Origin of the sequence: Nocardioides sp. Soil777 (assembly GCF_001428425.1) — a bacterium.
In the GTDB taxonomy this organism is placed as follows: Bacteria; Actinomycetota; Actinomycetes; order Propionibacteriales; family Nocardioidaceae; genus Nocardioides; species Nocardioides terrigena.
Window position 1 is genome coordinate 245,126 of record NZ_LMSN01000017.1, and the last position, 21,196, is coordinate 266,321.

The following is a 21,196-nucleotide window of genomic DNA, read 5'->3' on the forward strand; positions in this document are numbered from 1 at the left end:
CCGGTGCCGGGGATGGAGCTGAGGCGTGCCCGTCCCGACGAGCTCGCCGCCGTCGGCGAGCTCACCGTGGCGGCGTACGCCGACTTCACCCTCGGCCCCGGCGACCCCTACGTCGAGCGGCTGCGCGACGCGGTGTCGCGCGACGCGCAGGGCGAGCTGTGGGTCGCGGTCGAGGACGGCGAGCTGCTCGGCTGCGTCACCTGCTGCCCGCCCGGCTCCCCGTGGCGGGAGCTGGCCGGCGAGCACGAGGGCGAGTTCCGGATGCTCGCCGTCGCGCCGGCCGCCCGGGGCCGCGGGGCGGGGGCCGCCCTCGCCGCGCTGTGCGAGGAGCGGGCCCGCGAGCACGGGGCGACGGCGATGGTGCTCTCGTCGCTGCCGGACATGACGCACGCGCACCGCATCTACACCCGGCTCGGCTACCGCCGCGACCCGTCGCGCGACTGGGACCCGGTCCCGGGTGTCCACCTCATCGCCTTCGCCAAGGAGCTCCCGTGACCGGATCCGCCACCCTGACCTTCACCGTCGGCGAGGACGACACCGCCCTGGCCGTCGGCAGCGGCTCGCTGCCGGTGCTCGGCACCCCACGGCTGCTCGCCTGGTGCGAGGCCGCCACCTGCGCGGCCGTGGAGGCGGACCTCGCGGAGGGCGAGACCAGCGTCGGCACCCGCGTCCAGCTCGAGCACCTCGCCGCGAGCGCGGTCGGCGCCCGGGTCGAGGTCGCTGCCACGACGTCGTACGCCGACGGGCGGCTGCGCCGGTTCACCGTGAGCGCCCGGGACCTCGGGACCGGCAAGGTGGTCGCCGCCGGCGAGGTCACCCGGGTGGTCGTCGACGCCGAGCGGTTCCTCTCCCGCCTCTGACGGCCCCAGCCTGAAATGCAGCGAGCCCCCGGCCAATGGCCAGGGGCTCGGTGTCTCAACGCTCAGGCGTTGGGGCGCTTTCCGTGGTTGGCGCCCTTCTTCTTGCGAGCGCGGCGCTTGCGACCGGTCTTGCCCATGATGGTCCTCCAGAAATCGTGTTGCCCTGACGGGTGCCCCGTACAGGGCTCCGAGCATCCTCTCAAAAGCCGGGCAGCGGGGCCAATCAGCCCCCCGGCTCAGCCCTCGGAGATGCGGATCTGGACCTCGCGGATCTGGACCCTGACCCGGGCGCGCAGCGAGTCGGGGGCCGACTCCGAGGAGCACGATCGGGCGACGACGGCCTTGACCGTGCGCTGGAGGTCGTACTTCTCCAGGCAGGGACCGCACTCGTCGAGGTGCACCCGCACCGCCGAGCAGTCGGCCTCGTCGAGCTCGTTGTCGAGGAAGTAGACGATGCGCTCGAGGTAGTCGGCGCAGTCCTCGTTGCTGTGTCCGTGCTCGCTCACGAGTCGCTCCTCCCGCCGGTGGTGCCCGTCGGCAGCAGGTCGTGGGCCCGCACGTGGTCGGCCAGCATGTCGCGCAGCTGGCGGCGACCCCGGTGGAGCCGGGACATCACGGTGCCGATGGGGGTGTTCATGATCTCGGCGATCTCCTTGTAGGGGAATCCCTCGACGTCGGCGAGGTAGACCGCGAGCCGGAACTCCTCGGGCAGCCGCTGGAGGGCGTCCTTGACCTGCGAGTCGGGCAGGTGCTCGAGGGCCTCCATCTCGGCCGACTTGAGGCCGGTCGAGCTGTGGGACTCGGCCCGGGCGAGCTGCCAGTCCTCGACGTCCTCGGCCATCGACTGCTGGGGCTCGCGCTGCTTCTTGCGGTAGGTGTTGATGTAGGTGTTGGTCAGGATGCGGTAGAGCCAGGCCTTGAGGTTGGTGCCGGGCTTGAACTGGTGGAACGCGGAGTAGGCCTTGGCGAACGTCTCCTGCACCAGGTCCTCGGCGTCGGCGGGGTTGCGGGTCATCCGCATCGCAGCGCCGTACAGCTGGTCGAGGAGGGGCAGGGCGTCGCGCTCGAAGCGCAGGGCGCGCTCGTCCGCGGTCTCGGTCTCGAGGTCGACCGCGGGATCCCCGCCGGTCTGGAGTGATTCGGTCATCGTCTCCCAGACTACTGCGGTCTCGGCTGGACCGAGGCTCGAGCGTCGGGTCGGACGGCTGGGGGCCGGACGCTGGACTGTGGCGATCACGAACGTCTCAACACGACGGACTGGCCGCTGATTCCCGCTACCGGCTCCCGACGACCTCGCGCACCAGCCACTCCAGCGTGGACTCGACCACGATCTCCATCGCCTCGTCCTGGCTGAGGGGGGCGCGGGCGGGGACCTTGAGACCGTGGTCGGCGGCCGGGACGACCGCCATGTCGAGGTCCGGCAGGTCGGCCGGGAACTCCTCGGGCCGACCCATCGGGTCGCGCTCCCCCTGCACCACGAGGACCGGCACGCCGGCGCCGGCGAGCTCGTCGGCCCGCGACTTCTCCGGCCGCCCGGGCGGGTGGAGGGGGAAGGAGAGGGCCAGGCAGCCGACGGCACCGAGGGAGCTGGCGCACCGGGCGGCCGACCGTGCCCCCGCGGACCGGCCGCCGACCACGAGGGGGGTGCGGGACCGCACCGCGGCGGCGCCCGCGCGCAGGCCGGCGTCGAGCGAGGCCGGCGGCGTGGCGATCTTGCGCCCCGCCACCCGCCAGGGCTGCTCGAGGAGCAGGACGCTGATGCCCTGTGCGGGGAGCGCCGCGGCGAGGGCGACCAGGTCGCGGGCCTCGACGCCCCCGCCGGCCCCGTGGCTCAGCAGCAGCGTGGCGATCGGCCGGTGCGCGCGGCGTACGTGCAGGCGAGCCTCGCCGTGGGGGGTCTCGACGGACCGGACGGTCGGTGTGATCACGACGGCGCCCCCTCGAGGGGGACGTCCTCGAGCGGCAGCGGCTCGACCAGCTCGGGGCCGTTGTTGCGGACGTTGCCGACGGCGGCGGAGACGGGGTAGGCCTCGAGGCTGCCGGGAGCCGCCGGGACCAGGAGGGACAGCTCACCGCCGACGCGGGGATCGAGCCACTGCGGCCACCGGTCGCGCTCGACCATCAGGGGCATCCGGTCGTGGATGTGCCCCAGCGAGTCCTCGGCCTGCGTGGTGAGCACCGTGCAGGTCCAGCGGAAGCGGCCCGGGTCGTCCTCGGCCAGCGTCGGGTCCCGCCAGATCTCGTAGAGGCCGGCCATCGCCAGCACCCCGCCGTCGGCGGGCCGGATGAAGAAGGGCTGCTTGACCGGCTTGCCGGCCTTCGTCGTGCGGGCGGTGGGGTACCACTCGAAGTAGCCGTCGGCCGGCAGCAGGCACCGGCGCACCGCGAAGGCCCGTTTGTACGCCGGCTTGTCGGCCACCGTCTCCATCCGTGCGTTGATCATCCGGTTGCCGATCGAGGGGTCCTTGGCCCAGGACGGCACGAGTCCCCACGTGAGCGTGCGCAGCTGCCGCTCCGGGGGATCGGGGCTGTCCTTGGTGGGCGGCCGCTCGACGACTGCGTAGACCTCCTTGGTCGGCGCGACGTTGTAGTCGGCCGCCAGCGGAGCGGGCGTGCGGTCGGCGACGACCTCGAACTCCTCGATGAGGTCCTCGGGGCGTCGCGACGAGGCATACCGTCCGCACATGGCCCCAGCGTAGTGACCGGGACGGACGTCCGGGCCGCGTCGACCCGCCCGGGCGTGCCCGGGTCAGCCCCGGGCGAGCTCGTCGAGCAGCTGCGAGGCAGCAAGGTCGGTGGCCGGCAGGCCTTCGATCCACACCCGCGGCGGGTCGTCGGTCAGTCCGGCGACCAGGGACCGCAGCAGGCGCACCCGGGTGCCCAGCCGATCACCGCGGCTCGCCACGACGACCACCCGGTGCGGCGCCAGCCGGCCGACGGTCTCGCCCCCGGCGAAGACCGTCCGGGCCGCCTCGCCCACGCGGGAGAGCCGCAGGGACCGGGCGAGCCGGTGCCCGGCGTCGAGCTCCCCGCCGGCCGGGGCCTCGCCGGTCAGCTCGCACACCACGAGCGCCCAGGCCGTGTTGACGTCGGTGGCGCCGTGCTGGCGATAGAGGTCGCCGAGCCGGCTGCGCACGTGCACCCGCGTCGCCAGCCCGGTCATCGGGTCCTCGCACGACAAGGCGTGGAAGTAGGACAGGGCCGCCTCGCTCCAGCCGACCAGCAGCGCCGAGGTGGCGTCGTACGACGGGTCGCAGCCCTCCAGGGCCCGCCACGTCTGGCGCAGCCCGGCCATGGTGTCCTCGAGCGAGGAGCCGTCGAGGGCCAGGTCCCGACCGACCACCGAGCAGGCGTCGCAGGGATCCGATCCCGAGACGAGTGCCTCCGCCACTGCCTCGAACCGGCGTGGCAGCCCCATCTGCACACCGGGTGACAGCAACCCACTCGTCCCGGGACCGGCCGTGGGACGCCGCGCGCGCAGTGCGAACAGTCCCACGGTGCTCCCCCTTGCTGATGACGGTCCTTGCGTGTTCGTCGTACGGGGGTTGGACGGCGGCCGACGGGAGGCATGACGCCGAATAGGTGAAATGTCTGCACCACCGGCCCGGACGGGGCCTACAGTGGCGTCACGTTCAGCCCCCCGAAACGGTGTGGTCACCATGAGCACGACGACGCAGGTGGAGGCCCCGGGCGACGCCGAGCTCATCGCGTCCGTCCGAGGCGGGGACACTGACGCCTACGGACAGCTCTTCGAGCGCCACGTCGGGGCCGCCCGGCGGCTCGCCCGCCAGCTCGTCTCCGCCGGTGACGTGGAGGACCTGGTGTCCGAGGCGTTCGTCAAGGTGCTGCAGGTCCTGCAGCGCGGTGGCGGTCCCGACGTCGCCTTCCGCGCCTACCTGCTCACCGCCGTACGCCGCCTGCGCGTCGACCGCCTGCGCGCGACGTCGCGCCTGCACACGACCGACGACATGGAGATGTTCGACCCCGGCGTCCCGTTCCGCGACACGGCCGTCGAGGGCTTCGAGAGCGCGACCGCCGCCCGGGCGTTCTCGTCGCTGCCCGAGCGGTGGCAGCTGGTCCTGTGGCACACCGAGGTGGAGGGCCAGAAGCCCGCCGACGTCGCCGTGCTGCTGGGGATGAGCGCCAACTCGGTGTCCGCGCTCGCCTACCGGGCGCGTGAGGGGCTGCGCCAGGCCTACCTCAACGAGCACGCCTCCGAGCTCGACGACGAGAGCTGCCAGTGGACGCGGGACCACCTCGGCGCCTACATCCGCAACGGCATCTCGCGACGCGACGCCGGCAAGGTCGAGGACCACCTCGGCCACTGCCGCAGCTGCGCGGCGATCTACCTCGAGCTCAGCGAGGTCAACTCCAACCTCGGCGCCATCCTCGCCCCGCTGCTGCTGGGCGGTGTCGGCGCGGCATACGCCTCGGCGGCCACCGGGATCGCGGCCCCCGTCGGCGCGGCCGGGGTGCTCGGCCGCGTCCGCGACGTGGTCGCCGCCAACTCGCAGGCCGTCGCGGTCGCGGGGGTCACCACGGCGGTGGCGCTGGGCGGCGGCGGGTTCCTCGTGTGGCAGGACTCGCAACCCCCGGCGATCGTCTCCGGCGAGGTCGCCGGTGCCGGGCTCCCCGGCGGTCCCGCTGCCGCTGGCACGGACTCCCCGACCGACGCCGCTGCCGGCACCGGGCAGCGCACGGCGCCGGCCCCCGGCTCCGACGGCGCAGACGGTGCCGGGCCCACCACGCCGGTCGACGGCGCGGTCCCGGTGACCGCCACGGCCCCCGTCACGGTGCCCACGTCGGCGGCGCCCACCACCCCACCCGTCTCCCCTCCCACCGAGGACCCACCGGCCACGGCGGGGCCGACCACCGCACCGACGCGCGACCCCGTCACCACCTCCGGCCCGACGCGGGATCCGGGGCCGACCGTGGACACCACATCCACCGCGGTCCCGACGACCGAGCCCACGACCGGTGGCGTCCCGACCGCACCGCCCACCCTCGTCCCGCCGCCCACCGCCGACCCGTCGCCGCCGGCGCCCGACCCGGTCCCGGCGCCCGACCCGGTCCCGGATCCCGACCCCGTGCCTGACCCCGACCCGGTGCCGGACCCTGACCCCGTCCCGGATCCTGACCCCGTGCCCGACCCCGACCCGGTGCCGGATCCTGACCCCGTGCCCGTCTTCGGCATCTCCCTCGAGGGGTCGAGCGTCTCCGGGAGCCAGGCAGACATCGAGGTCAGGATCCTCGGCATCCCGGCCGGCCTGTCGGCCACGGTCGAGATCAGCGGTGCCCGCCGCCTCATGACCCGCGACCCGGCTTCGGACGCGCGGTGCGGTGCCGAGAACGGACCCACGCTGACCTGCAAGGTCTCCGATGGCTCACCGCTCCTCGTGCACGCGGTCCGGGCCAACGCCGTGGTCCCGGCACTCGTGGTGACGGTGACCCTGGCCAGTGACCCGACGGCCACGGTGGTCGAGACCCTGCCGTGGCCCTGACCGCCTCCGGTGGGGTGGGCCGGTGCTCGCCCGGGTCGTGTAGGAATGACCCATGACCGTCTCAAGACTGATCGCACGCCCGATGCTGGCCTCGATGTTCGTCGTCGGCGGGATCAACGCCCTCAAGAACGCCGACGCGCTGGCGGCCAAGGCCCAACCCGTCGCCGACCGCTTCGTGCCGGTGGCGCAGAAGGCCGTGCCCCAGGCCCCCATCCCCACCAACGCCGTGACGCTGGTGCGCCTCAACGCCGTCACCCACATCGCTGCCGGGCTCGCGCTGGCCACCGGGCGTGCCCCGCGGCTGGCCTCGACGGTCCTCGCGGCCTCCCTGGTGCCGACCACGCTGGCCGGCCACCGCTTCTGGGAGGAGTCGGACCCCGCGGCCAAGGGCAACCAGCAGGTCCACTTCTTCAAGAACGTCTCGATGATGGGCGGCCTGCTGCTCGCCGGCGTCGACACCGACGGCAAGCCCGGGCTCGCCTGGCGTGCCCGCCGCGCCGCGTCCGACGCCAAGCGTGAGGCGCGCCAGCTGGCCAAGGACGCCCGTCGCGAGGCCCGTCTCGCCAAGGCACAGCTCACCTGAGCGATCGATAGGGTGCGCGGGTGACCGACTCCTGGCCCGCACCCCGTCCGACCGGCCCGGTGGCGAGCGTGATCTCGCTGCCGGGCAGCAAGTCGTTGACCAACCGCGCCCTGGTGCTGGCCGCGATCGCGGACGGGCCGAGCGTCGTACGACGTCCGCTGCGGTCCCGCGACACCCTCCTCATGGCCACCGGACTGCGGGCCATGGGCGTCGGGGTGGAGGACCGGGACGACGACTGGCTGGTCACCCCGCGTCCGATGGTGGGTGACGCCGTCGTCGACTGCGGCCTCGCCGGCACCGTGATGCGCTTCGTCCCGCCCGTCGCCGGGCTGGCGACCGGCCGCATCGACTTCGACGGCGACCCCCACATGCGCAACCGTCCCGTGGGCGAGGTGCTGACCGCCCTGGCCGCCCTCGGCATCCGCGTGGACGACGGCGGGCGCGGCGCGCTGCCGTTCACCGTGGTCGGGTCGGGCACCGTCCCGGGCGGCACCGTGGTGATCGACGCGAGCGCCTCGTCCCAGTTCGTCTCCGCCCTGCTGCTGGCCGGGGCGCGCTACGAGCACGGGGTCGACGTGCGCCACGACGGCAAGCCGGTGCCCTCGCTCCCCCACATCGAGATGACGGTCGCGATGCTCCGCGACCGGGGCGTGCAGGTCGACGACTCCGACGCCAACCGGTGGGCGGTCGCCCCGGGCCCGGTCGAGGCGATCGACGAGGCGGTCGAGCCCGACCTGTCCAACGCCGCACCCTTCCTGGCCCTCGCGGCCACCACCGGCGGCACCGTCACCGTCCGGGACTGGCCCACGCGCACGACCCAGCCCGGCGACGCGCTGCGCGACGTGCTCACCCGGATGGGCTGCGCCGTCGAGGACGTCACCGGACCCGACGCCGGCCTGCGGGTGACCGGCGGCGACCGCATCGCCGGCATCGACCTCGACATGCACGACATCGGCGAGCTCACCCCGGCCGTCGCCGCCCTCTGTGCGCTCGCCGACTCCCCCTCGCACCTGCGCGGCATCGGCCACATCCGCGGCCACGAGACCGACCGGCTCGCCGCCCTGGCCACCGAGCTGGGGGCGCTGGGCGCCGACGTCACCGAGCACGCCGACGGGTTGTCGATCCGGCCCGCGACGCTGCACGGCGGCACCTTCCACACCTACGCCGACCACCGGATGGCGCACGCCGGGGTCATCATCGGCTCCGCCGTCGACGGCGTGCTGGTGGAGGACATCGAGACCACCAGCAAGACCTTCCCCGACTTCGCCCCCTTCTGGACCTCCGTCGTGGGGCCGGCGTGAGCGGGCGCTACGGCGAGCACGACCACGAGCACTACGAGCGACCGCGGCGGCGGACCCGTCCCCGCACCAAGGACCGGCCCAGCTACGACGACGCCGTCGACGGCGTCGTCGTCACCGTCGACCGCGGGCGCTTCACCCTCCTCATCGACGGCGCCACCGTGATGGCGATGAAGTCCCGCCCCCTGGGCCGCAAGGGGGTCGTGGTGGGTGACCGCGTGCGCGTCGTCGGCGACACCTCCGGCGCCCCCGGCTCGCTGTCCCGGATCGTCGAGGTGGTCGAGCGCACCACCACGCTTCGACGCACCGCGGACGACGACGACCCGGTCGAGCGGGTCATCGTCTCCAACGCCGACCAGCTCGTCGTCGTCACCGCCCTCGCCGACCCCGAGCCCCGGCCGCGGCTGATCGACCGTGCGCTCGTCGCGGCGTACGACGCGGGCATGTCGCCGCTGCTCGTCCTCACCAAGGCCGACCTCGCCGACCCCGAGACCCTGCTCTCGACCTACCGCTCCCTGGGGGTGCCGTGGGTGGTGACCCAGCGGGGAGGCGACCTCGAGGAGGTGCGCGCGGTGCTGCGCGGTCACACCAGCGTGCTCGTCGGGCACAGCGGCGTCGGCAAGTCGACCCTGGTCAACGCGCTCGTCCCGACGGCGCACCGTGACGTCGGCATCGTCAACGCCGTCACCGGGCGCGGCCGGCACACCTCCACCTCGGCCTACCTGCTCGCGCTGCCCCGCACCGACGAGGGGGACGACGGGTGGATCATCGACACCCCGGGCATCCGGTCCTTCGGGCTCGCCCACGTGCAGCCGGAGGACCTCATCGGGGCGTTCCCCGACCTCGAGGAAATGACCGAGGACTGCCCGCGCGGGTGCACCCACGGCACCGACGAGCCCGAGTGCGGCCTCGACGTGGCCGTGACCGAGGGCGAGGCCGACCCCGACCGGGTGCAGTCGTTCCGGCGGCTGCTCGCCGCCCGGTCCCACGACGACTACTGAGGCCCGTCAGCCCCAGACGGCCCGCGCACCGGAGTCGCCGGCGAGGAACACCAGCACCAGCAGCGCCACGGCGCCCACGGCGATCAGCACCGTGGCGATCATGCCGACCACGGGATTGGTGTCGCGAGCCCCGCGACCCGAGGCGAGGGCCGACGGACCGCCCAGCGCCCAGGCGCCCAGCGCGGCCGCGGCGGCGTACGCGAGGGACGCCGTGCGGAGCAGCTCGCCCCAGTCCTCGTGCTCGTCCACCAGCGGCTCCAGCTCGGGCCGCGCGTCGAGCAGGGACTCGCCCGCGGAGGTGGCCACGACCGCCGTGACCGCGGTGACGAGGGCGAGCGCGACGAGGGGCCAGCGGAGCAGCCAGCGCCACCGGGGCACGGACGCGTATGCCAGCCCGGTGAGGGCGGCGAGCGGGCCGAGCACGACGACGGCGTGCACGACGAGGGGGTGCAGCGGAAGTCCGTTGATCTCCATGGATGCACGGTAGAGCGCAACGCTGGCAATAACCTGTGGACATGCCCATCTCCGGACCCGGCCACCAGGACTACACAGACGACCTCAGGCTGGCCCACGTCCTGGCCGACGACGCCGACTCGCTGACCCAGGCCCGCTTCAAGGCGCTGGACCTGCACGTGATGAGCAAGCCCGACCTCACGCCGGTGACCGACGCCGACGAGGCGGTCGAGGAAGGGATCCGGCGCACCCTGTCGCGGGTCCGCTCGCGGGACGCGGTGCTCGGCGAGGAGCACGGGTCGTCCGGGCACAGCCAGCGGCAGTGGATCGTCGACCCGATCGACGGCACCAAGAACTTCGTCCGCGGCGTGCCCGTGTGGGCGACCCTGATCGCGCTGGCGGTCGACGGCGAGGTCGTGCTCGGGGTCGTGTCGGCGCCGCAGCTCCAGCGCCGCTGGTGGGCGTCGAAGGGCCACGGCGCGTGGACCGGCCGCTCGTTGCTCAAGGCGACGCAGTGCCAGGTCTCCGACGTACGCCGCCTCGAGGACGCCTCGTTGTCCTACAGCTCGCTGTCGGGCTGGGACGAGCGCGACCGGCTCTCCGACTTCGTCAACCTCACCCGCCGCTGCTGGCGCACCCGGGCCTACGGGGACTTCTGGTCCTACATGCTCCTCGCCGAGGGCACCGTCGACATCGCCGCCGAGCCCGAGCTCGCGCTCTACGACATGGCGGCGCTCGACGTCATCGTGCGCGAGGCCGGCGGTCGGTTCACCTCCCTCGACGGCACCGACGGCCCGTACGGCGGCAACGCGCTGGCCACCAACGGGCACCTCCACGAGGCGGCCCTGTCCTTCCTCGGCTCGCTCCCCGACGACCTCGACGACCCGGACTACCGGCCGACGGGGCACGGCTCGGTGCACGACCTGCGCGCCCGGCAGACGCCGCCCACGGTCGCGGACTGAACCCACCCTCGTCGCCCCTGTCGCTCAGCCTCCCGAGTGACTAGCGTGGTCGAGCACCAACCGCGACTCCCGGAGGTGGCGCATGCGCATCCACGACATCCTCACTGCCAAGCCGAGCCAGGGGGTCGTGACGATCAGTCCCGACGCCCCGGTGCGTGACCTGGTCGCCCACCTCACCGAGCACAACATCGGTGCCGTCATCGTCAGCTCCGACGGCGAGACCGTCGACGGCATCGTCAGCGAGCGCGACGTCGTACGCCGCCTCGGCTCCGACCCGGCCGTCCTCGACGCCCTCGTCGGCGACATCATGACCGCCGACGTACAGACGTGCAGCGGCGACGACCACCTCACCGACCTCATGAAGACGATGACCGAGCTGCGCATCCGGCACCTCCCGGTGGTGGCCGACGGGAGGCTGACCGGCATCATCAGCATCGGTGACGTGGTCAAGCACCGCATCGACGAGCTCGAGTTCGAGCGCGACCAGCTCGACCACTACGTGCACCAGACCTGACAGGCGAATGAGAGGCAGTGACATGGACAAGCCCGACGTCGACCCGCACATGGGAGACGCACCCACCGAGCTGGAGGTCACCGACCTCTCCGAGGGTGACGGCGCCGAGGCCACGAGTGGATCGACGGTGTCGGTCCACTACGTCGGAGTGGCCCACTCGTCCGGCGAGGAGTTCGACGCGTCCTACAACCGGGGCACCCCGCTGCAGTTCCGCCTCGGCATCGGCCAGGTCATCCAGGGATGGGACGAGGGCGTGCAGGGCATGAAGGTCGGCGGCCGCCGGCGCATCGTGATCCCGCCGCACCTCGGCTACGGCGACCGCGGCGCCGGGGGCGTCATCAAGCCCGGCGAGACGCTGATCTTCGTGGTGGACCTGCTCGAGGTCCGCTGACCCGGACCACCGGATCGCCGCACGGCTACCAGGGGACGTCGATCTCGGCGTCCCCTGTGGTCACCCTGGAGGACGCCGGCCCCAGGGTGACGACGTCCCCGGGGACGAGCTGCCTGCCCCGGCGGGTCTCCACCTCGCCGTTGACGGTGACCTGCCCGTCGGCCAGCACCGGCTTGGCGTCGGAGCCGCTCTCGACCAGGTTGGCGAGCTTGAGGAACTGACCGAGCCGGATCGTCTCGTCGCGGATCGGGACGTCCACGACACCGTCGGGGACGGGTCCGGAGGGGTCGGCAGGGGTCTGGTTCATGCGCTCAGTGAACCAGCAGCGAGATCGCGTGGATCAGCACGCCGACGAGCCCGCCGACGATGGTGCCGTTGATCCGGATGAACTGGAGGTCGCGGCCCACGTGCAGCTCGATGCGACGGGCGGCCTCCTTGCCGTCCCACCGCTCGATGGTGTGGGTGATGACTGCGGTGAGCTCCTCGCCGTACCGCGAGACACCGAAGACGACCACGTCGGCCGCGGTCCGGTCCATGCGCTCGCGCAGCGACGCGTCGGTGCGCAACCGCTCCGCGAAGCTGTTGAGCTCCTCGAGCAGCCGCTGGCGCACGGCGCCGTCGCGCTCGCGGACGCTGGTGAGCAGCGCCGCCCGCATGGCCTTCCACAGCGAGATGGCCGTGGTGACCACCTGCGGGTGGTCGAGCAGCCGCTCCTTGAAGCGCTCGGCCCGGTCCTGGGTCGCGGCGTCGACCAGCAGGTCGTGGCCGAGCTGGGTGAGCATCGAGTCCAGCGCGGCCCGGGCGTGGTGGTCGGGGTTGTCGCGGATGTCCTCGATCCAGCGGACCGCCTCGACGTGGATGCGCTGGGTGACGGCCTCGTTGAGCCGCGGCGGTGCCCACCAGGGGGCCCGCTCGCTGAGCACCTCCACGAAGGTGTCCGGGTTGTGCACCAGCCACCGGTGCATCTCGTCCAGGCAGAGGTCGACCACGCCGTGGTGCAGGTCGTCGCGCACCATCTCGGACAGCAGGGAGCCGAGCAGTGGCGCGATGGGCTCCTCGCGGAAGCGCGGCACGAAGGCGTTGCTCACCAGGTCGGCGATGTGGTCGTCGCGGACCTTGCCGAGGGCGATCGCGGTGACGTCGGCGACCTCGTCGACGACGCGCCGGGCGTTGGCCGGGTCTGAGAGCCAGTCCCCGACCCGTGCCGAGATGGTCGCCGCGGCCACCCGGTCGCGGATGATGTCCTCCTGGAGGAAGTTCTCCCCCACGAACTCCTCGAGGCCCTTGCCCAGCTCATCCTTGCGCTTGGGGATGAGCGCGGTGTGCGGGATCGGCACCCCGAGCGGGTGCTTGAAGAGCGCGGTCACCGCGAACCAGTCGGCGATGGCACCGACCATCGACGCCTCGGCGCCGGCGTTGACGAACCCCCAGAAGCCGTCCTGCCCGAGCGTCGCGACGTACACGACCGCGGCGAGGACGAGGAGGGACACCGCGACGGTCCGCATCCGGCGCAGGCCCCGCCGGCGCGCCTCGTCGGCACCCGGGTCGGGGGTGATGAGCGGGAGCACGGTGGAGACAGCCATGCGCCGATCCTCCCCTGCCGTGCCACACGGGGCCACACGACGCACCCCGGCGCCCACCCGGAAGGGCGGCGGATACATTGACGCCCATGTCTCGCACGGTCATCACCTTCGGCACGTTCGACGTGTTCCACGTCGGGCACCTGCGCGTGCTGGAGCGGGCCGCGGCGCTCGGCGACCGCCTCGTCGTCGGCGTGTCGGCCGACGCGCTCAACATGCGCAAGAAGGGCCGGGCGCCCGTCTTCAGCGAGCGTGAGCGCCTCGAGATCGTGGCCGCCCTGCGGGTCGTGGACGAGGTCTTCGTCGAGGAGAGCCTCGAGCTCAAGCGTGACTACGTCCTCGGGCACCGGGCCGACGTGCTGGTCATGGGCGACGACTGGGCCGGCAAGTTCGACGAGCTCTCCGACGTGTGCGAGGTCGTCTACCTCCCGCGGACCCCCGCCATCTCGACGACGGCCATCATCGAGCACATCGCCGATCTCTGACCGCCGCCCCGGAGTCTGTAGCCTGTCGGGAATCCACCCCGGAAGGCCTCAGTGACCGACAACCCGGTGCGCGCCCTCGCCACCCTCGCCCTCGCGGCCTGCCTGGCCCTCGGTCTGCTGACCGTGGCCGGTCCCTCGACCGCCGCCCAGGCCCCCACCCGAGCCACCGGCACGGACCCCGGCGCGGACACCCTCGAGCTCCGTGACCAGTTCTTCGGTGCCGGTGCCGGGACCGCCGGCGAGCGCCGCTACTCCGCCCGCGCCGCGGTGCCGCGGCCGGCATGGGACGCGGCCCTCCCCCAGGGCCGCGAGTGCACCGACATCGTCTGCGTGCACTACGTCGGCGCGTCGGGCGACGCCCCGCCGATGGCCAGCAGCACCGGCGGCGCCCCCGACTGGGTGGCCCTGACGCTGCGCACCGCTTACGACTCCCTCCTCCGGATGTCCCAGCTGGGCTGGCCGCTGCCGCCGAGCGACCGCGGCGCCGGCGGCACGGCCCAGTTCGACGTCTACCTGCAGGACCTCGGTCGGCGCGGCCTCTACGGCTACTGCGCGCCCGAGCAGATGGTGCCCGGCGAGCGCAACGTCGCGTCGTCCTACTGCGTGCTCGACAACGACTTCGCCGAGTTCCCGCTGCCCCCGACCCCCAGCATGCGCGTCACGGTGGCGCACGAGCTGTTCCACGCCGTCCAGTTCGGGCTCGACGCCCGCGAGGACGGCTGGCTCCTCGAGGCGACCGCCACCTGGATGGAGGAGCAGATCACCGACGACGTCGACGACAACCGCCAGTACCTCGTCCACGGGCAGCTCGGCGACCCGCGCACCCCGCTCGACACGTTCGACAGCGGGCTCGGCTCCTACGGCAACTGGATCTTCTTCCAGCGCCTCACCCAGCGCTTCGGCAGCGACGCGGTCCGGCAGGTCTGGGCCCGCGCCGACGGCCACGTCGGCCGGCGCAACCACTTCTCCGTCAAGGCCGTCAAGCGGTACGTCGAGTCGCGCGGCGTCTCGTGGCCCCGCTTCTACGCGGGCTTCGTCGCCGCCAACCGCACCGCGCGGGCGTCGTACGCCGAGGGGTCGGCCTACCGCCCCACGTCGCCGCAGAGCCGGGCCCTCCTCGGTCGCGGACGCCGCAGCTGGACGCGGACGGTGTCGCTCGACCACCTCACCGGCCACGTCGCCTCGCTGCGACCGGCCCCCGGCCCGAGGCGTGGTCGCCTGCGCATCTCCGTCGACGCGGGCCGCCGCGCCACGGCCCCGGGCGCCCACGTGGTCCTCATCGGTCGCAAGGGCGTCATCGGGCGCAGCCCGATCCGGCTGGACCGCAGCGGCCACGGCACCCGGGTCGTGACGTTCCACCGCCCGCGCGTGCGCCGCGTCGAGGTGGTGGTCGCCAACGCGTCGACCCGCTACACCTGCAACCGCGGCTCCCAGTTCGCGTGCCACGGCAAGCCGCGCGACGACCGTCGTGGCTTCCGGATCACGGCCCGGGTCCTGCGATGACCCGACGGCACCACCCCGCCCGCCAGGCCACGAAGGGACCCCGCGTGCGCTCCACCCTCGTCCTCCTGTCCTTCCTCGCGAGCACGGCCACCGCGCTCGCCCTGGTGCCCGCCGTGCCGGCCACCGCGGCGGACGACCGCGGGCCCGACCGTGACCGGGCGACGGTGGCACTCCCGCCGGTGCAGCGCTCCGCACCGGTGTCACTCCCCGAGCAGGCCTCCCCGCGCGCGACCCTGGAGGCCGCGGGCCGGGTGCTCGACGGTGAGGCCCGGACGGCCGACCCGTCGGCCACCGTGGCGCTGCGCGACCTCTGGCTGGCCCGGCCCGATCTCACGGGCGCCGAGGCCGTCGAGGCCGAGGCCCTCCTCTCCCGCCCGACCGACGGCGCCAAGGACCCGTTCGACAACGGCTACACGGTGCCCTCGACCCGCACCTGCGGCGAGCACGTCTGCGTGCACCACGTCCCCTCGACGGCCGACGCCCCGCCGAGCGCCGACTGGGTCGACCTCACCCTGGCCACCCTGGAGAACACCTACGCCGTGGAGGTCGACCAGCTCGGCTACCGCGCCCCGCTCGGCGACCGCCGCCTCGGTGGCGACGACCGGCTCGACGTCTACCTCAAGGACCTCGGCACCGGTCTCTACGGCTACTGCGCGGCGGAGTACCGCAAGAAGGGCCGGACGGCGAGCGGCTTCTGCGTGCTCGACAACGACTACGCCCCCGCCCAGTTCCCCTCCGGCACCTCCCCGCAGGACAACCTCACCGTCACCGCCGCGCACGAGTTCTTCCACGCCGTGCAGTACGCCTACGACTACGCCGAGGACCCCTGGATGATGGAGTCCACGGCCACCTGGGTGGAGGAGCGGGTCGCCGACCACATCGACGACAACCGCCAGTACCTCCGCTACAGCCAGCTCCAGGCGCCGTTCGTCCCGCTCGACGCGTTCAGCTCGACCTACGGCTTCCAGTACGGCAACTGGATCTTCTGGGAGTACCTCACCCAGCAGTACTCCCAGGGCCTGGTCAAGAAGGCCTGGAGGGCCGCCGGGAGCCTGAAGAAGGACGGCAGGCGCTACTCCGTGCAGGCCGTGCAGTCGGTGCTGCGCAAGAAGGGCGGCCTCGCCAAGGTCTACGCCGACTTCGCGGCCGCCAACACGGTGCCGGGCCTCGTCTACGAGGAGGGCGCGGCCTACGGGGTCGCGACCCCGGCCGACGCGGCCACCCTCACCCGGGCCGCCCGGTCCTGGAAGAAGGCCGTCCGGCTCGACCACCTGGCGGGAGACTCCGTGCGACTCGCCCCCGGGGCCGACCTCAGCGGCGGCAGGTGGCGCCTCGAGGTCCGCGTCGACGGCCCCTCCCGGAGCGCCTCCCCCGCGGCGACGGCCGTCGTGCACAAGCTCGACGGCACCGCGAAGACGATGCGCGTCAGGCTCGACCGACGGGGCAAGGGCGTCTCGACCGTGCCCTTCAACGCGGCCACCGTGGCCGCCGTGACGGTGTCGGTGGCCAACGTCTCGACCCGCTACCGCTGCGGACGCAAGACGTCGCTGGCCTGCGCCGGGGAGTCCCGGGACGACGACCGCAAGTTCACCGTTCACACCACGGCGGTCAAGAAGCAGAAGCGCGGCCGCTGAGCCTCGCCCTCAGGCACCCTGGGCGCAGAGCGCGGCCAGGGCCCGCTCGCAGTGGGCGACCAGGGCCTCGAGGGTGTGCGGCCGCGCGTCCGGCGGGGCAGCGCTCCAGGTGAGCGCGCGGTCCTCGACGTAGGCCCACCAGGCGTGCACGACCTCGTGCAGCCCGGGGTCGAGCCCCAGCGCCGCGACCACCCGGTCGGTGGACACCGAGCGGACGCTCTCGTGCACCTCGGCCAGCCGCGGGTCGGCGACGCCACTGCCGTGCACGAGCGTCAGGTAGAACTCCCGCCGACGGTCGATCTGCTCGACCATCGCTGTCACCATCGTGCGCACCTGCACCGGTCCGTCGTCCCCCTCGGCGGGCGCGGTGTTACGCAGGATCCGGCGCCCGGCCGCGGCGATGCACGCGAGGTAGAAGTCGGTCTTGGTCGGGAAGTAGTGGAACAGCAGGCCTCGGGAGATGCCCGCCTCGGCCGCGATCTGGTCCATGGACAGGTCCTGGATCGGTGTGTCCACGATCCGCGAGAGGCCGATGCCGACGAGCTGCCGGCGCCGGTCCTCGGCGCTCAGGCGGCGGCGTACGGCGTCGGACACGCTATTGAGCATTGCTCAACAATGTGCGTAGGGTCAACCCATGGACTTCTCCCTCTCCCCCCGGGCCAGCGACCTCCAGACGCGCGTGCGCGACTTCATCGCCGCGGAGGTGGAGCCGATCGAGGCCGACGTGCACGCCGGCATCACCGAGCGGCGCGAGAGCGGCGGGGACAGCTGGACGCCCGACCCGCGGATCGCCGGGCTCCAGGCCAAGGCCCGCGAGCAGGGCCTGTGGAACCTCTTCCTGCCGATCGAGCACGCCGGGGCCTACGCCGCGGACTTCGGCACCGACGGCGGCGTGGGGCTCAGCAACGTCGACTACGCCCCATTGGCCGAGGCGATGGGCGGCTCGTTCCTCGCCCCGCTGGTCTTCAACTGCAACGCCCCCGACACCGGCAACATGGAGGTGCTGCTCCGCTACGGCACCGACGAGCAGCGGGCCACCTGGCTGGAGCCCCTCCTGCGCGGCGAGATCCGCAGCGCGTTCTGCATGACCGAGCCCGACGTGGCCTCCTCCGACGCCACCAACATGGCCGCGACCGCGGTCGTCGACGGCGACGAGGTCGTCGTCAACGGGAGCAAGTGGTTCTCCACCGGCATCGGCAACCCGGACTGCAAGATCCTGGTCTTCATGGGGCTCACCAACCCCGACGCCGACCGGCACTCGCGCCACACGATGGTGCTCGTGCCGCGCGACGCCCCCGGTGTGAAGGTCGAGCGGATGCTCTCCACGATGGGCTACTACGACGAGCCGCTCGGGCACGGCGAGGTGTCCTTCGACAACGTCCGCGTCCCGGTCGGCAACATCCTGCTCGGCGAGGGGCGGGCCTTCGAGATCGCCCAGGGCCGCCTCGGCCCCGGCCGCGTCCACCACTGCATGCGGGCCATCGGGCTGGCGGAAAAGGCCCTCGCCCTCGCCTGCCGCCGGGCGTCCGACCGGATCGCCTTCGGCAAGCCGCTGGCCAGCCTCGGTGGCAACCGCGAGCGCATCGCCGACGCCCGGATCGCCATCAACCGCTCCCGGATGCTGGTGCTGCACGCCGCCTGGCTGCTCGACCAGGGCCTGTCCGCCGAGGCGATCTCCGCGGTCAGCGAGATCAAGGTCGAGGTGCCGCGGATGGCCCTCGACGTCATCGACATGGCCATCCAGATCCACGGCGGTGCCGGCATGACCGACGACTTCCCGCTCGCGGCGGCGTACGTCGGGGCGCGCACGCTGCGGCTGGCCGACGGGCCCGACGAGGTGCACCGCAACGTCGTGGCCAAGATCGAGCTGGGCAAGCACCGATGAGCACCCCACGAAATTGCTCGCTGCACTCGCACTTCCGCGGGGACCCCGCATGAGCCGCCGGGTCCTGGTGACCGGGGCCGCGTCCGGCCTCGGCGCCGCGCTGGTGGCCGCCTTCCGCGCCCGGGGCGACGACGTCCTCGCCACCGACCGGGTGGCGGCCGACGGGATCGACCTGGTCCTCGACATCACCGCCGGCGACGACTGGGCGGCCGCGGTGGCCGCGGTCGAGCAGCGCTGGGGCGGCCTCGACGTGCTCGTCAACAACGCAGGTGTCGCGGGCGGCGGCCGGATCGACCGCTGCACGATCGAGGAGTGGCGCCAGATCACCGAGGTCAACCTCTTCGGCGTCGTCCGCGGCGTGCAGGCCTTCACCCCGATGCTCAAGGCCCAGGGGTCCGGGCACGTCGTCAACGTCGCCTCGCTGGCCGGGCTCGTGCACCCCGCCGGGATGGGCTCCTACAACGCCACCAAGGCGGCCGTCGTGGCCTTCACAGAGACGTGCGGCCACGAGCTCGCCGGCTTCGGGATCCGGGCCAGCGCCGTGTGCCCGTCGTACTTCCGGACCCACCTGATGGACTCGATGCAGGGCAGCGACACCGCCCTCGGCGAGATCGTCAAGGGACTGGTCGAGCGCTCCCGGATCACCGCTGACGACATCGCGGCCGCGGTGCTCGCCGGCATGGACGCTGGCGAGGACGTGATCGTGCCGGACGAGCCCGCCCGCCAGGCCTACTTCCTCAAGTGGGCCGACCGTCCGGCGTACGACGCGGTGATGCGCGCGCAGGCCACCAAGCTCCAGCAGGTCGACGCGTGAGCGAGGTCGCCGGCGCCCGGCCGGTCCGCGACGAGGACTCCTTCGACGTCGAGGCCGTGGCGACCTGGCTGCGGGCGCACGCCGGTGACGCCACCGGGCTGGACGGCACCCCCGAGGTCCGGCAGTTCTCCGGCGGGGCGTCCAACCTGACCTACCTGCTGAGGTACCCGACCCGGGACCTGATCCTGCGCCGCGCCCCGGCCGGCACCAAGGCCCGGGGCGCGCACGACATGCACCGCGAGTTCGTCATCCAGTCGGCGCTGGCGCCCGTCTTCTCGTACGTCGCGCCGATGGTCGCGTTCTGCGACGACCCGGACGTGATCGGTGCCGACTTCTACGCCATGGAGCGGATCGACGGGGTCATCCCGCGCAGCGAGTGGCCCGCCGACGTGCCCCTCTCCCCCGAGCAGGCCCGCGAGCTCTGCCTCGGCGCGATCGACGTGCTGGTCGAGCTGCACAGCGTGGACGCGACCGCCGCGGGTCTCACCGACCTGGGCAAGGGTGCGGGCTACGTGCGCCGGCAGGTCGAGGGGTGGTCGGTGCGCTACCGCAACGCCCGCACCGACGACGTCCCCGACTACGAGGACGTGATGGCGTGGCTGGCCGAGCACCAGCCCGACGACGTGGCCACCTGCGTCATCCACAACGACTACAAGCTCGACAACCTCGTGCTCTCACCCGACGACGTGACCCGCGTGGTCGGCGTCCTGGACTGGGAGATGGCCACCCTCGGCGACCCGCTGATGGACCTCGCCGGCTCGATGGCCTACTGGGTCGAGGCCGGCGACGACGACGGCTGGCAGATGATGCGCCGGGTGCCCACGCACCTGCCGGGGATGCTCACCCGCGACGAGATCGTCACGCGTTACTGCGAGCGGATGGGACTCTCCGTCACCCCCGAGCAGTGGCGCTTCTACGAGGTGTTCGGGCTGTTCCGGCTGGCCGTCATCGCCCAGCAGATCTACTACCGCTACGTCGCCGGGCAGACCACCAACGAGGTCTACGGCCTCTTCGGCGAGGCCGTGCGGATGGTCGGCACCCGGGTCGACGGGCTGCTCGTCGAGGACGGCAGCCGGTGAGCCAGGTCCTGCTGGTCCGGCACGGGCAGGCGTCCTGGGGGGCCGAGGACTACGACGTGCTCTCCGAGCGCGGGGTCGAGCAGTCCGCCGTCCTCGGCGCCGCCCTGGCCGCGCGCGGCGTCGAGCCCACCGTGCTGGTCTCCGGCGCGATGAGGCGCCACCACCAGACCGCGGCAGCCGCGGTGGAGGCCGCCGGCTGGGACGTCGAGGTGACGACCGACGAGGGGTGGAACGAGTTCGACCACCTCCAGGTTCTCTCGAGACACCCGGCCCCCGCGGGCGTCGACGTGATGTCGAGCCCCGGGGTCTTCCAGCGCTGGTTCGCCGAGGCCACCACCCGCTGGACCGGCGGGGTCCACGACACCGACTACACCGAGCCGTTCGCGGTGTTCACCGCCCGGGTCGAGGCCGCTCTCGCCCGCGCGGCGACCGCCGTGGCGGACGGCGGCACGGCCGTGGTCTTCACCAGCGGCGGCCCGATGGGCTGGGCCGCCACCTCGGCGCTCGAGGGCGACGGCGCCCTGTGGCTGCGCCTCAACCAGGTGACCGTCAACACCGGCGTCACCAAGCTCATCAACGGCACCCGCGGGATCACCTTGCTCAGCGTCAACGAGCACTCGCACCTGTCCCCCGACGCCGTCACCTACCGATAA

Annotated in this window: 26 protein-coding genes; 16 read left to right on the forward strand and 10 right to left on the reverse strand. The window is 73.1% G+C overall.

Annotation, left to right across the window (positions count from 1 at the left end; all coding sequences use genetic code 11):
- Positions 1-12: 12 nt before the first annotated feature.
- Together ASG88_RS16395 and ASG88_RS16400 are read left to right on the forward strand one after the other, a co-directional pair.
- On the forward strand, positions 13-495 hold the full coding sequence (locus ASG88_RS16395) for a GNAT family N-acetyltransferase (RefSeq protein WP_056888504.1): 483 nt from the start codon (positions 13-15) through the stop codon (positions 493-495).
- A complete protein-coding gene (locus ASG88_RS16400; protein WP_056888505.1) occupies positions 492-860 on the forward strand; it encodes a thioesterase family protein in 369 nt (122 codons plus the stop codon). Before ASG88_RS16395 ends, ASG88_RS16400 begins: the two co-directional genes overlap by 4 nt.
- Before the next feature lie 62 nt (positions 861-922).
- Here ASG88_RS16400 and ASG88_RS24230 read toward each other — a convergent pair whose 3' ends face one another.
- The 6 genes from ASG88_RS24230 to ASG88_RS16425 form a co-directional block, all read right to left on the reverse strand.
- On the reverse strand, positions 923-997 hold the full coding sequence (locus tag ASG88_RS24230) for a 50S ribosomal protein bL37 (RefSeq protein WP_369759046.1): 75 nt from the start codon (positions 995-997) through the stop codon (positions 923-925).
- A 99-nt stretch (positions 998-1,096) separates the two neighbouring features.
- Entirely contained in the window at positions 1,097-1,366 is a 270-nt protein-coding gene (gene rsrA, locus ASG88_RS16405) for a mycothiol system anti-sigma-R factor (RefSeq protein WP_056888506.1), read from the reverse strand.
- Positions 1,363-2,007, reverse strand: coding sequence for a sigma-70 family RNA polymerase sigma factor (locus ASG88_RS16410; RefSeq protein ID WP_056888507.1), 645 nt, complete (start codon positions 2,005-2,007; stop codon positions 1,363-1,365). Before ASG88_RS16410 ends, rsrA begins: the two co-directional genes overlap by 4 nt.
- A 127-nt stretch (positions 2,008-2,134) precedes the next feature.
- Positions 2,135-2,788 carry an alpha/beta family hydrolase gene (locus ASG88_RS16415; RefSeq protein ID WP_321163830.1) on the reverse strand — a complete coding sequence of 218 codons (654 nt, stop codon included), beginning with the start codon at positions 2,786-2,788 and terminating at the stop codon, positions 2,135-2,137.
- Entirely contained in the window at positions 2,785-3,546 is a 762-nt protein-coding gene (locus tag ASG88_RS16420) for an SOS response-associated peptidase (protein ID WP_056888508.1), read from the reverse strand. Before ASG88_RS16420 ends, ASG88_RS16415 begins: the two co-directional genes overlap by 4 nt.
- A gap of 63 nt (positions 3,547-3,609) precedes the next feature.
- Positions 3,610-4,356, reverse strand: coding sequence for a hypothetical protein (locus ASG88_RS16425; RefSeq protein WP_157559787.1), 747 nt, complete (start codon positions 4,354-4,356; stop codon positions 3,610-3,612).
- Positions 4,357-4,519: 163 nt separating this feature from the next.
- Here ASG88_RS16425 and ASG88_RS24090 point away from each other — a divergent pair, with 163 nt between their 5' ends.
- Genes ASG88_RS24090 through rsgA form a run of 4 tightly spaced genes read left to right on the forward strand, consistent with a single transcriptional unit; the run spans position 4,520 to position 9,243 of the window.
- The gene (locus ASG88_RS24090) at positions 4,520-6,361 is read left to right on the forward strand and encodes a sigma-70 family RNA polymerase sigma factor (protein WP_162259861.1); all 1,842 of its coding nucleotides are present in this window, start codon (positions 4,520-4,522) and stop codon (positions 6,359-6,361) included.
- A gap of 52 nt (positions 6,362-6,413) precedes the next feature.
- A complete protein-coding gene (locus ASG88_RS16435; protein ID WP_056888511.1) occupies positions 6,414-6,944 on the forward strand; it encodes a DoxX family protein in 531 nt (176 codons plus the stop codon).
- A 20-nt stretch (positions 6,945-6,964) separates the two neighbouring features.
- Entirely contained in the window at positions 6,965-8,245 is a 1,281-nt protein-coding gene (gene aroA, locus ASG88_RS16440; protein WP_056888512.1) for a 3-phosphoshikimate 1-carboxyvinyltransferase, read from the forward strand.
- Positions 8,242-9,243, forward strand: a complete 1,002-nt coding sequence (gene rsgA / locus ASG88_RS16445; RefSeq protein WP_056888513.1) for a ribosome small subunit-dependent GTPase A — start codon at positions 8,242-8,244, stop codon at positions 9,241-9,243. Before aroA ends, rsgA begins: the two co-directional genes overlap by 4 nt.
- 6 nt (positions 9,244-9,249) lie before the next feature.
- Here rsgA and ASG88_RS16450 read toward each other — a convergent pair whose 3' ends face one another.
- Positions 9,250-9,717: a DUF2231 domain-containing protein gene (locus ASG88_RS16450; RefSeq protein ID WP_056888514.1), complete on the reverse strand. Its 468-nt coding sequence runs from the start codon at positions 9,715-9,717 to the stop codon at positions 9,250-9,252.
- Positions 9,718-9,758: 41 nt separating this feature from the next.
- Here ASG88_RS16450 and hisN point away from each other — a divergent pair, with 41 nt between their 5' ends.
- From hisN to ASG88_RS16465, 3 genes are all read left to right on the forward strand, one after another.
- Entirely contained in the window at positions 9,759-10,658 is a 900-nt protein-coding gene (gene hisN, locus ASG88_RS16455; protein ID WP_056888636.1) for a histidinol-phosphatase, read from the forward strand.
- Positions 10,659-10,740: 82 nt separating this feature from the next.
- Positions 10,741-11,172, forward strand: a complete 432-nt coding sequence (locus ASG88_RS16460) for a CBS domain-containing protein (RefSeq protein WP_056888515.1) — start codon at positions 10,741-10,743, stop codon at positions 11,170-11,172.
- Between the two features lie 22 nt (positions 11,173-11,194).
- Positions 11,195-11,563, forward strand: a complete 369-nt coding sequence (locus ASG88_RS16465) for an FKBP-type peptidyl-prolyl cis-trans isomerase (RefSeq protein WP_107765253.1) — start codon at positions 11,195-11,197, stop codon at positions 11,561-11,563.
- Positions 11,564-11,588: 25 nt separating this feature from the next.
- On the opposite strand, the gene ASG88_RS16470 is transcribed toward ASG88_RS16465, so the two are convergent.
- Both ASG88_RS16470 and ASG88_RS16475 read right to left on the reverse strand, forming a co-directional pair.
- Positions 11,589-11,870, reverse strand: coding sequence for an RNA-binding S4 domain-containing protein (locus ASG88_RS16470; RefSeq protein ID WP_056888517.1), 282 nt, complete (start codon positions 11,868-11,870; stop codon positions 11,589-11,591).
- A 4-nt stretch (positions 11,871-11,874) separates the two neighbouring features.
- Positions 11,875-13,146, reverse strand: coding sequence for a DUF445 domain-containing protein (locus tag ASG88_RS16475; protein WP_056888518.1), 1,272 nt, complete (start codon positions 13,144-13,146; stop codon positions 11,875-11,877).
- Positions 13,147-13,232: 86 nt separating this feature from the next.
- Between ASG88_RS16475 and ASG88_RS16480 the strand changes: the two genes are divergently transcribed.
- The 3 genes from ASG88_RS16480 to ASG88_RS16490 are packed head-to-tail and all read left to right on the forward strand — an operon-like array spanning position 13,233 to position 16,765.
- Positions 13,233-13,628, forward strand: a complete 396-nt coding sequence (locus ASG88_RS16480; protein WP_056888519.1) for an adenylyltransferase/cytidyltransferase family protein — start codon at positions 13,233-13,235, stop codon at positions 13,626-13,628.
- Between the two features lie 51 nt (positions 13,629-13,679).
- Positions 13,680-15,131 (forward strand): MXAN_6640 family putative metalloprotease, encoded by a 1,452-nt coding sequence (locus ASG88_RS16485; protein ID WP_056888520.1) that lies wholly within the window; start codon positions 13,680-13,682, stop codon positions 15,129-15,131.
- A gap of 44 nt (positions 15,132-15,175) precedes the next feature.
- Complete coding sequence (locus ASG88_RS16490; protein ID WP_157559788.1) at positions 15,176-16,765, forward strand: MXAN_6640 family putative metalloprotease; 1,590 nt, start codon at positions 15,176-15,178, stop codon at positions 16,763-16,765.
- Between the two features lie 9 nt (positions 16,766-16,774).
- Here the strand turns inward: ASG88_RS16490 and ASG88_RS16495 are convergent, their stop codons facing one another.
- Positions 16,775-17,371 (reverse strand): TetR/AcrR family transcriptional regulator, encoded by a 597-nt coding sequence (locus ASG88_RS16495; protein WP_157559789.1) that lies wholly within the window; start codon positions 17,369-17,371, stop codon positions 16,775-16,777.
- A gap of 28 nt (positions 17,372-17,399) precedes the next feature.
- Here ASG88_RS16495 and ASG88_RS16500 point away from each other — a divergent pair, with 28 nt between their 5' ends.
- Genes ASG88_RS16500 through ASG88_RS16515 form a run of 4 tightly spaced genes read left to right on the forward strand, consistent with a single transcriptional unit; the run spans position 17,400 to position 21,196 of the window.
- Positions 17,400-18,650 (forward strand): acyl-CoA dehydrogenase family protein, encoded by a 1,251-nt coding sequence (locus ASG88_RS16500; RefSeq protein ID WP_056888522.1) that lies wholly within the window; start codon positions 17,400-17,402, stop codon positions 18,648-18,650.
- A gap of 49 nt (positions 18,651-18,699) precedes the next feature.
- Positions 18,700-19,464, forward strand: a complete 765-nt coding sequence (locus ASG88_RS16505) for an SDR family NAD(P)-dependent oxidoreductase (RefSeq protein ID WP_056888523.1) — start codon at positions 18,700-18,702, stop codon at positions 19,462-19,464.
- Complete coding sequence (locus ASG88_RS16510; protein ID WP_056888524.1) at positions 19,461-20,543, forward strand: phosphotransferase family protein; 1,083 nt, start codon at positions 19,461-19,463, stop codon at positions 20,541-20,543. The genes ASG88_RS16505 and ASG88_RS16510 overlap by 4 nt, the downstream gene beginning before the upstream one ends.
- Entirely contained in the window at positions 20,540-21,196 is a 657-nt protein-coding gene (locus ASG88_RS16515) for a histidine phosphatase family protein (RefSeq protein ID WP_056888525.1), read from the forward strand. Before ASG88_RS16510 ends, ASG88_RS16515 begins: the two co-directional genes overlap by 4 nt.

What these genes read in the sequence shown, in the direction of transcription:
- ASG88_RS16395 (WP_056888504.1), top strand. Translation starts at nt 13, where the DNA reads ATGGAGCTGAGGCGTGCCCGTCCCGACGAGCTCGCCGCCGTCGGCGAG.
- ASG88_RS16410 (WP_056888507.1), bottom strand. Translation starts at nt 2,007, where the DNA reads ATGACCGAATCACTCCAGACCGGCGGGGATCCCGCGGTCGACCTCGAG.
- ASG88_RS16420 (WP_056888508.1), bottom strand. Translation starts at nt 3,546, where the DNA reads ATGTGCGGACGGTATGCCTCGTCGCGACGCCCCGAGGACCTCATCGAG.
- ASG88_RS24090 (WP_162259861.1), top strand. Translation starts at nt 4,520, where the DNA reads ATGAGCACGACGACGCAGGTGGAGGCCCCGGGCGACGCCGAGCTCATC.
- ASG88_RS16435 (WP_056888511.1), top strand. Translation starts at nt 6,414, where the DNA reads ATGACCGTCTCAAGACTGATCGCACGCCCGATGCTGGCCTCGATGTTC.
- ASG88_RS16450 (WP_056888514.1), bottom strand. Translation starts at nt 9,717, where the DNA reads ATGGAGATCAACGGACTTCCGCTGCACCCCCTCGTCGTGCACGCCGTC.
- hisN (WP_056888636.1), top strand. Translation starts at nt 9,759, where the DNA reads ATGCCCATCTCCGGACCCGGCCACCAGGACTACACAGACGACCTCAGG.
- ASG88_RS16460 (WP_056888515.1), top strand. Translation starts at nt 10,741, where the DNA reads ATGCGCATCCACGACATCCTCACTGCCAAGCCGAGCCAGGGGGTCGTG.
- ASG88_RS16465 (WP_107765253.1), top strand. Translation starts at nt 11,195, where the DNA reads ATGGACAAGCCCGACGTCGACCCGCACATGGGAGACGCACCCACCGAG.
- ASG88_RS16470 (WP_056888517.1), bottom strand. Translation starts at nt 11,870, where the DNA reads ATGAACCAGACCCCTGCCGACCCCTCCGGACCCGTCCCCGACGGTGTC.
- ASG88_RS16475 (WP_056888518.1), bottom strand. Translation starts at nt 13,146, where the DNA reads ATGGCTGTCTCCACCGTGCTCCCGCTCATCACCCCCGACCCGGGTGCC.
- ASG88_RS16480 (WP_056888519.1), top strand. Translation starts at nt 13,233, where the DNA reads ATGTCTCGCACGGTCATCACCTTCGGCACGTTCGACGTGTTCCACGTC.
- ASG88_RS16495 (WP_157559789.1), bottom strand. Translation starts at nt 17,371, where the DNA reads ATGCTCAATAGCGTGTCCGACGCCGTACGCCGCCGCCTGAGCGCCGAG.
- ASG88_RS16500 (WP_056888522.1), top strand. Translation starts at nt 17,400, where the DNA reads ATGGACTTCTCCCTCTCCCCCCGGGCCAGCGACCTCCAGACGCGCGTG.
- ASG88_RS16505 (WP_056888523.1), top strand. Translation starts at nt 18,700, where the DNA reads ATGAGCCGCCGGGTCCTGGTGACCGGGGCCGCGTCCGGCCTCGGCGCC.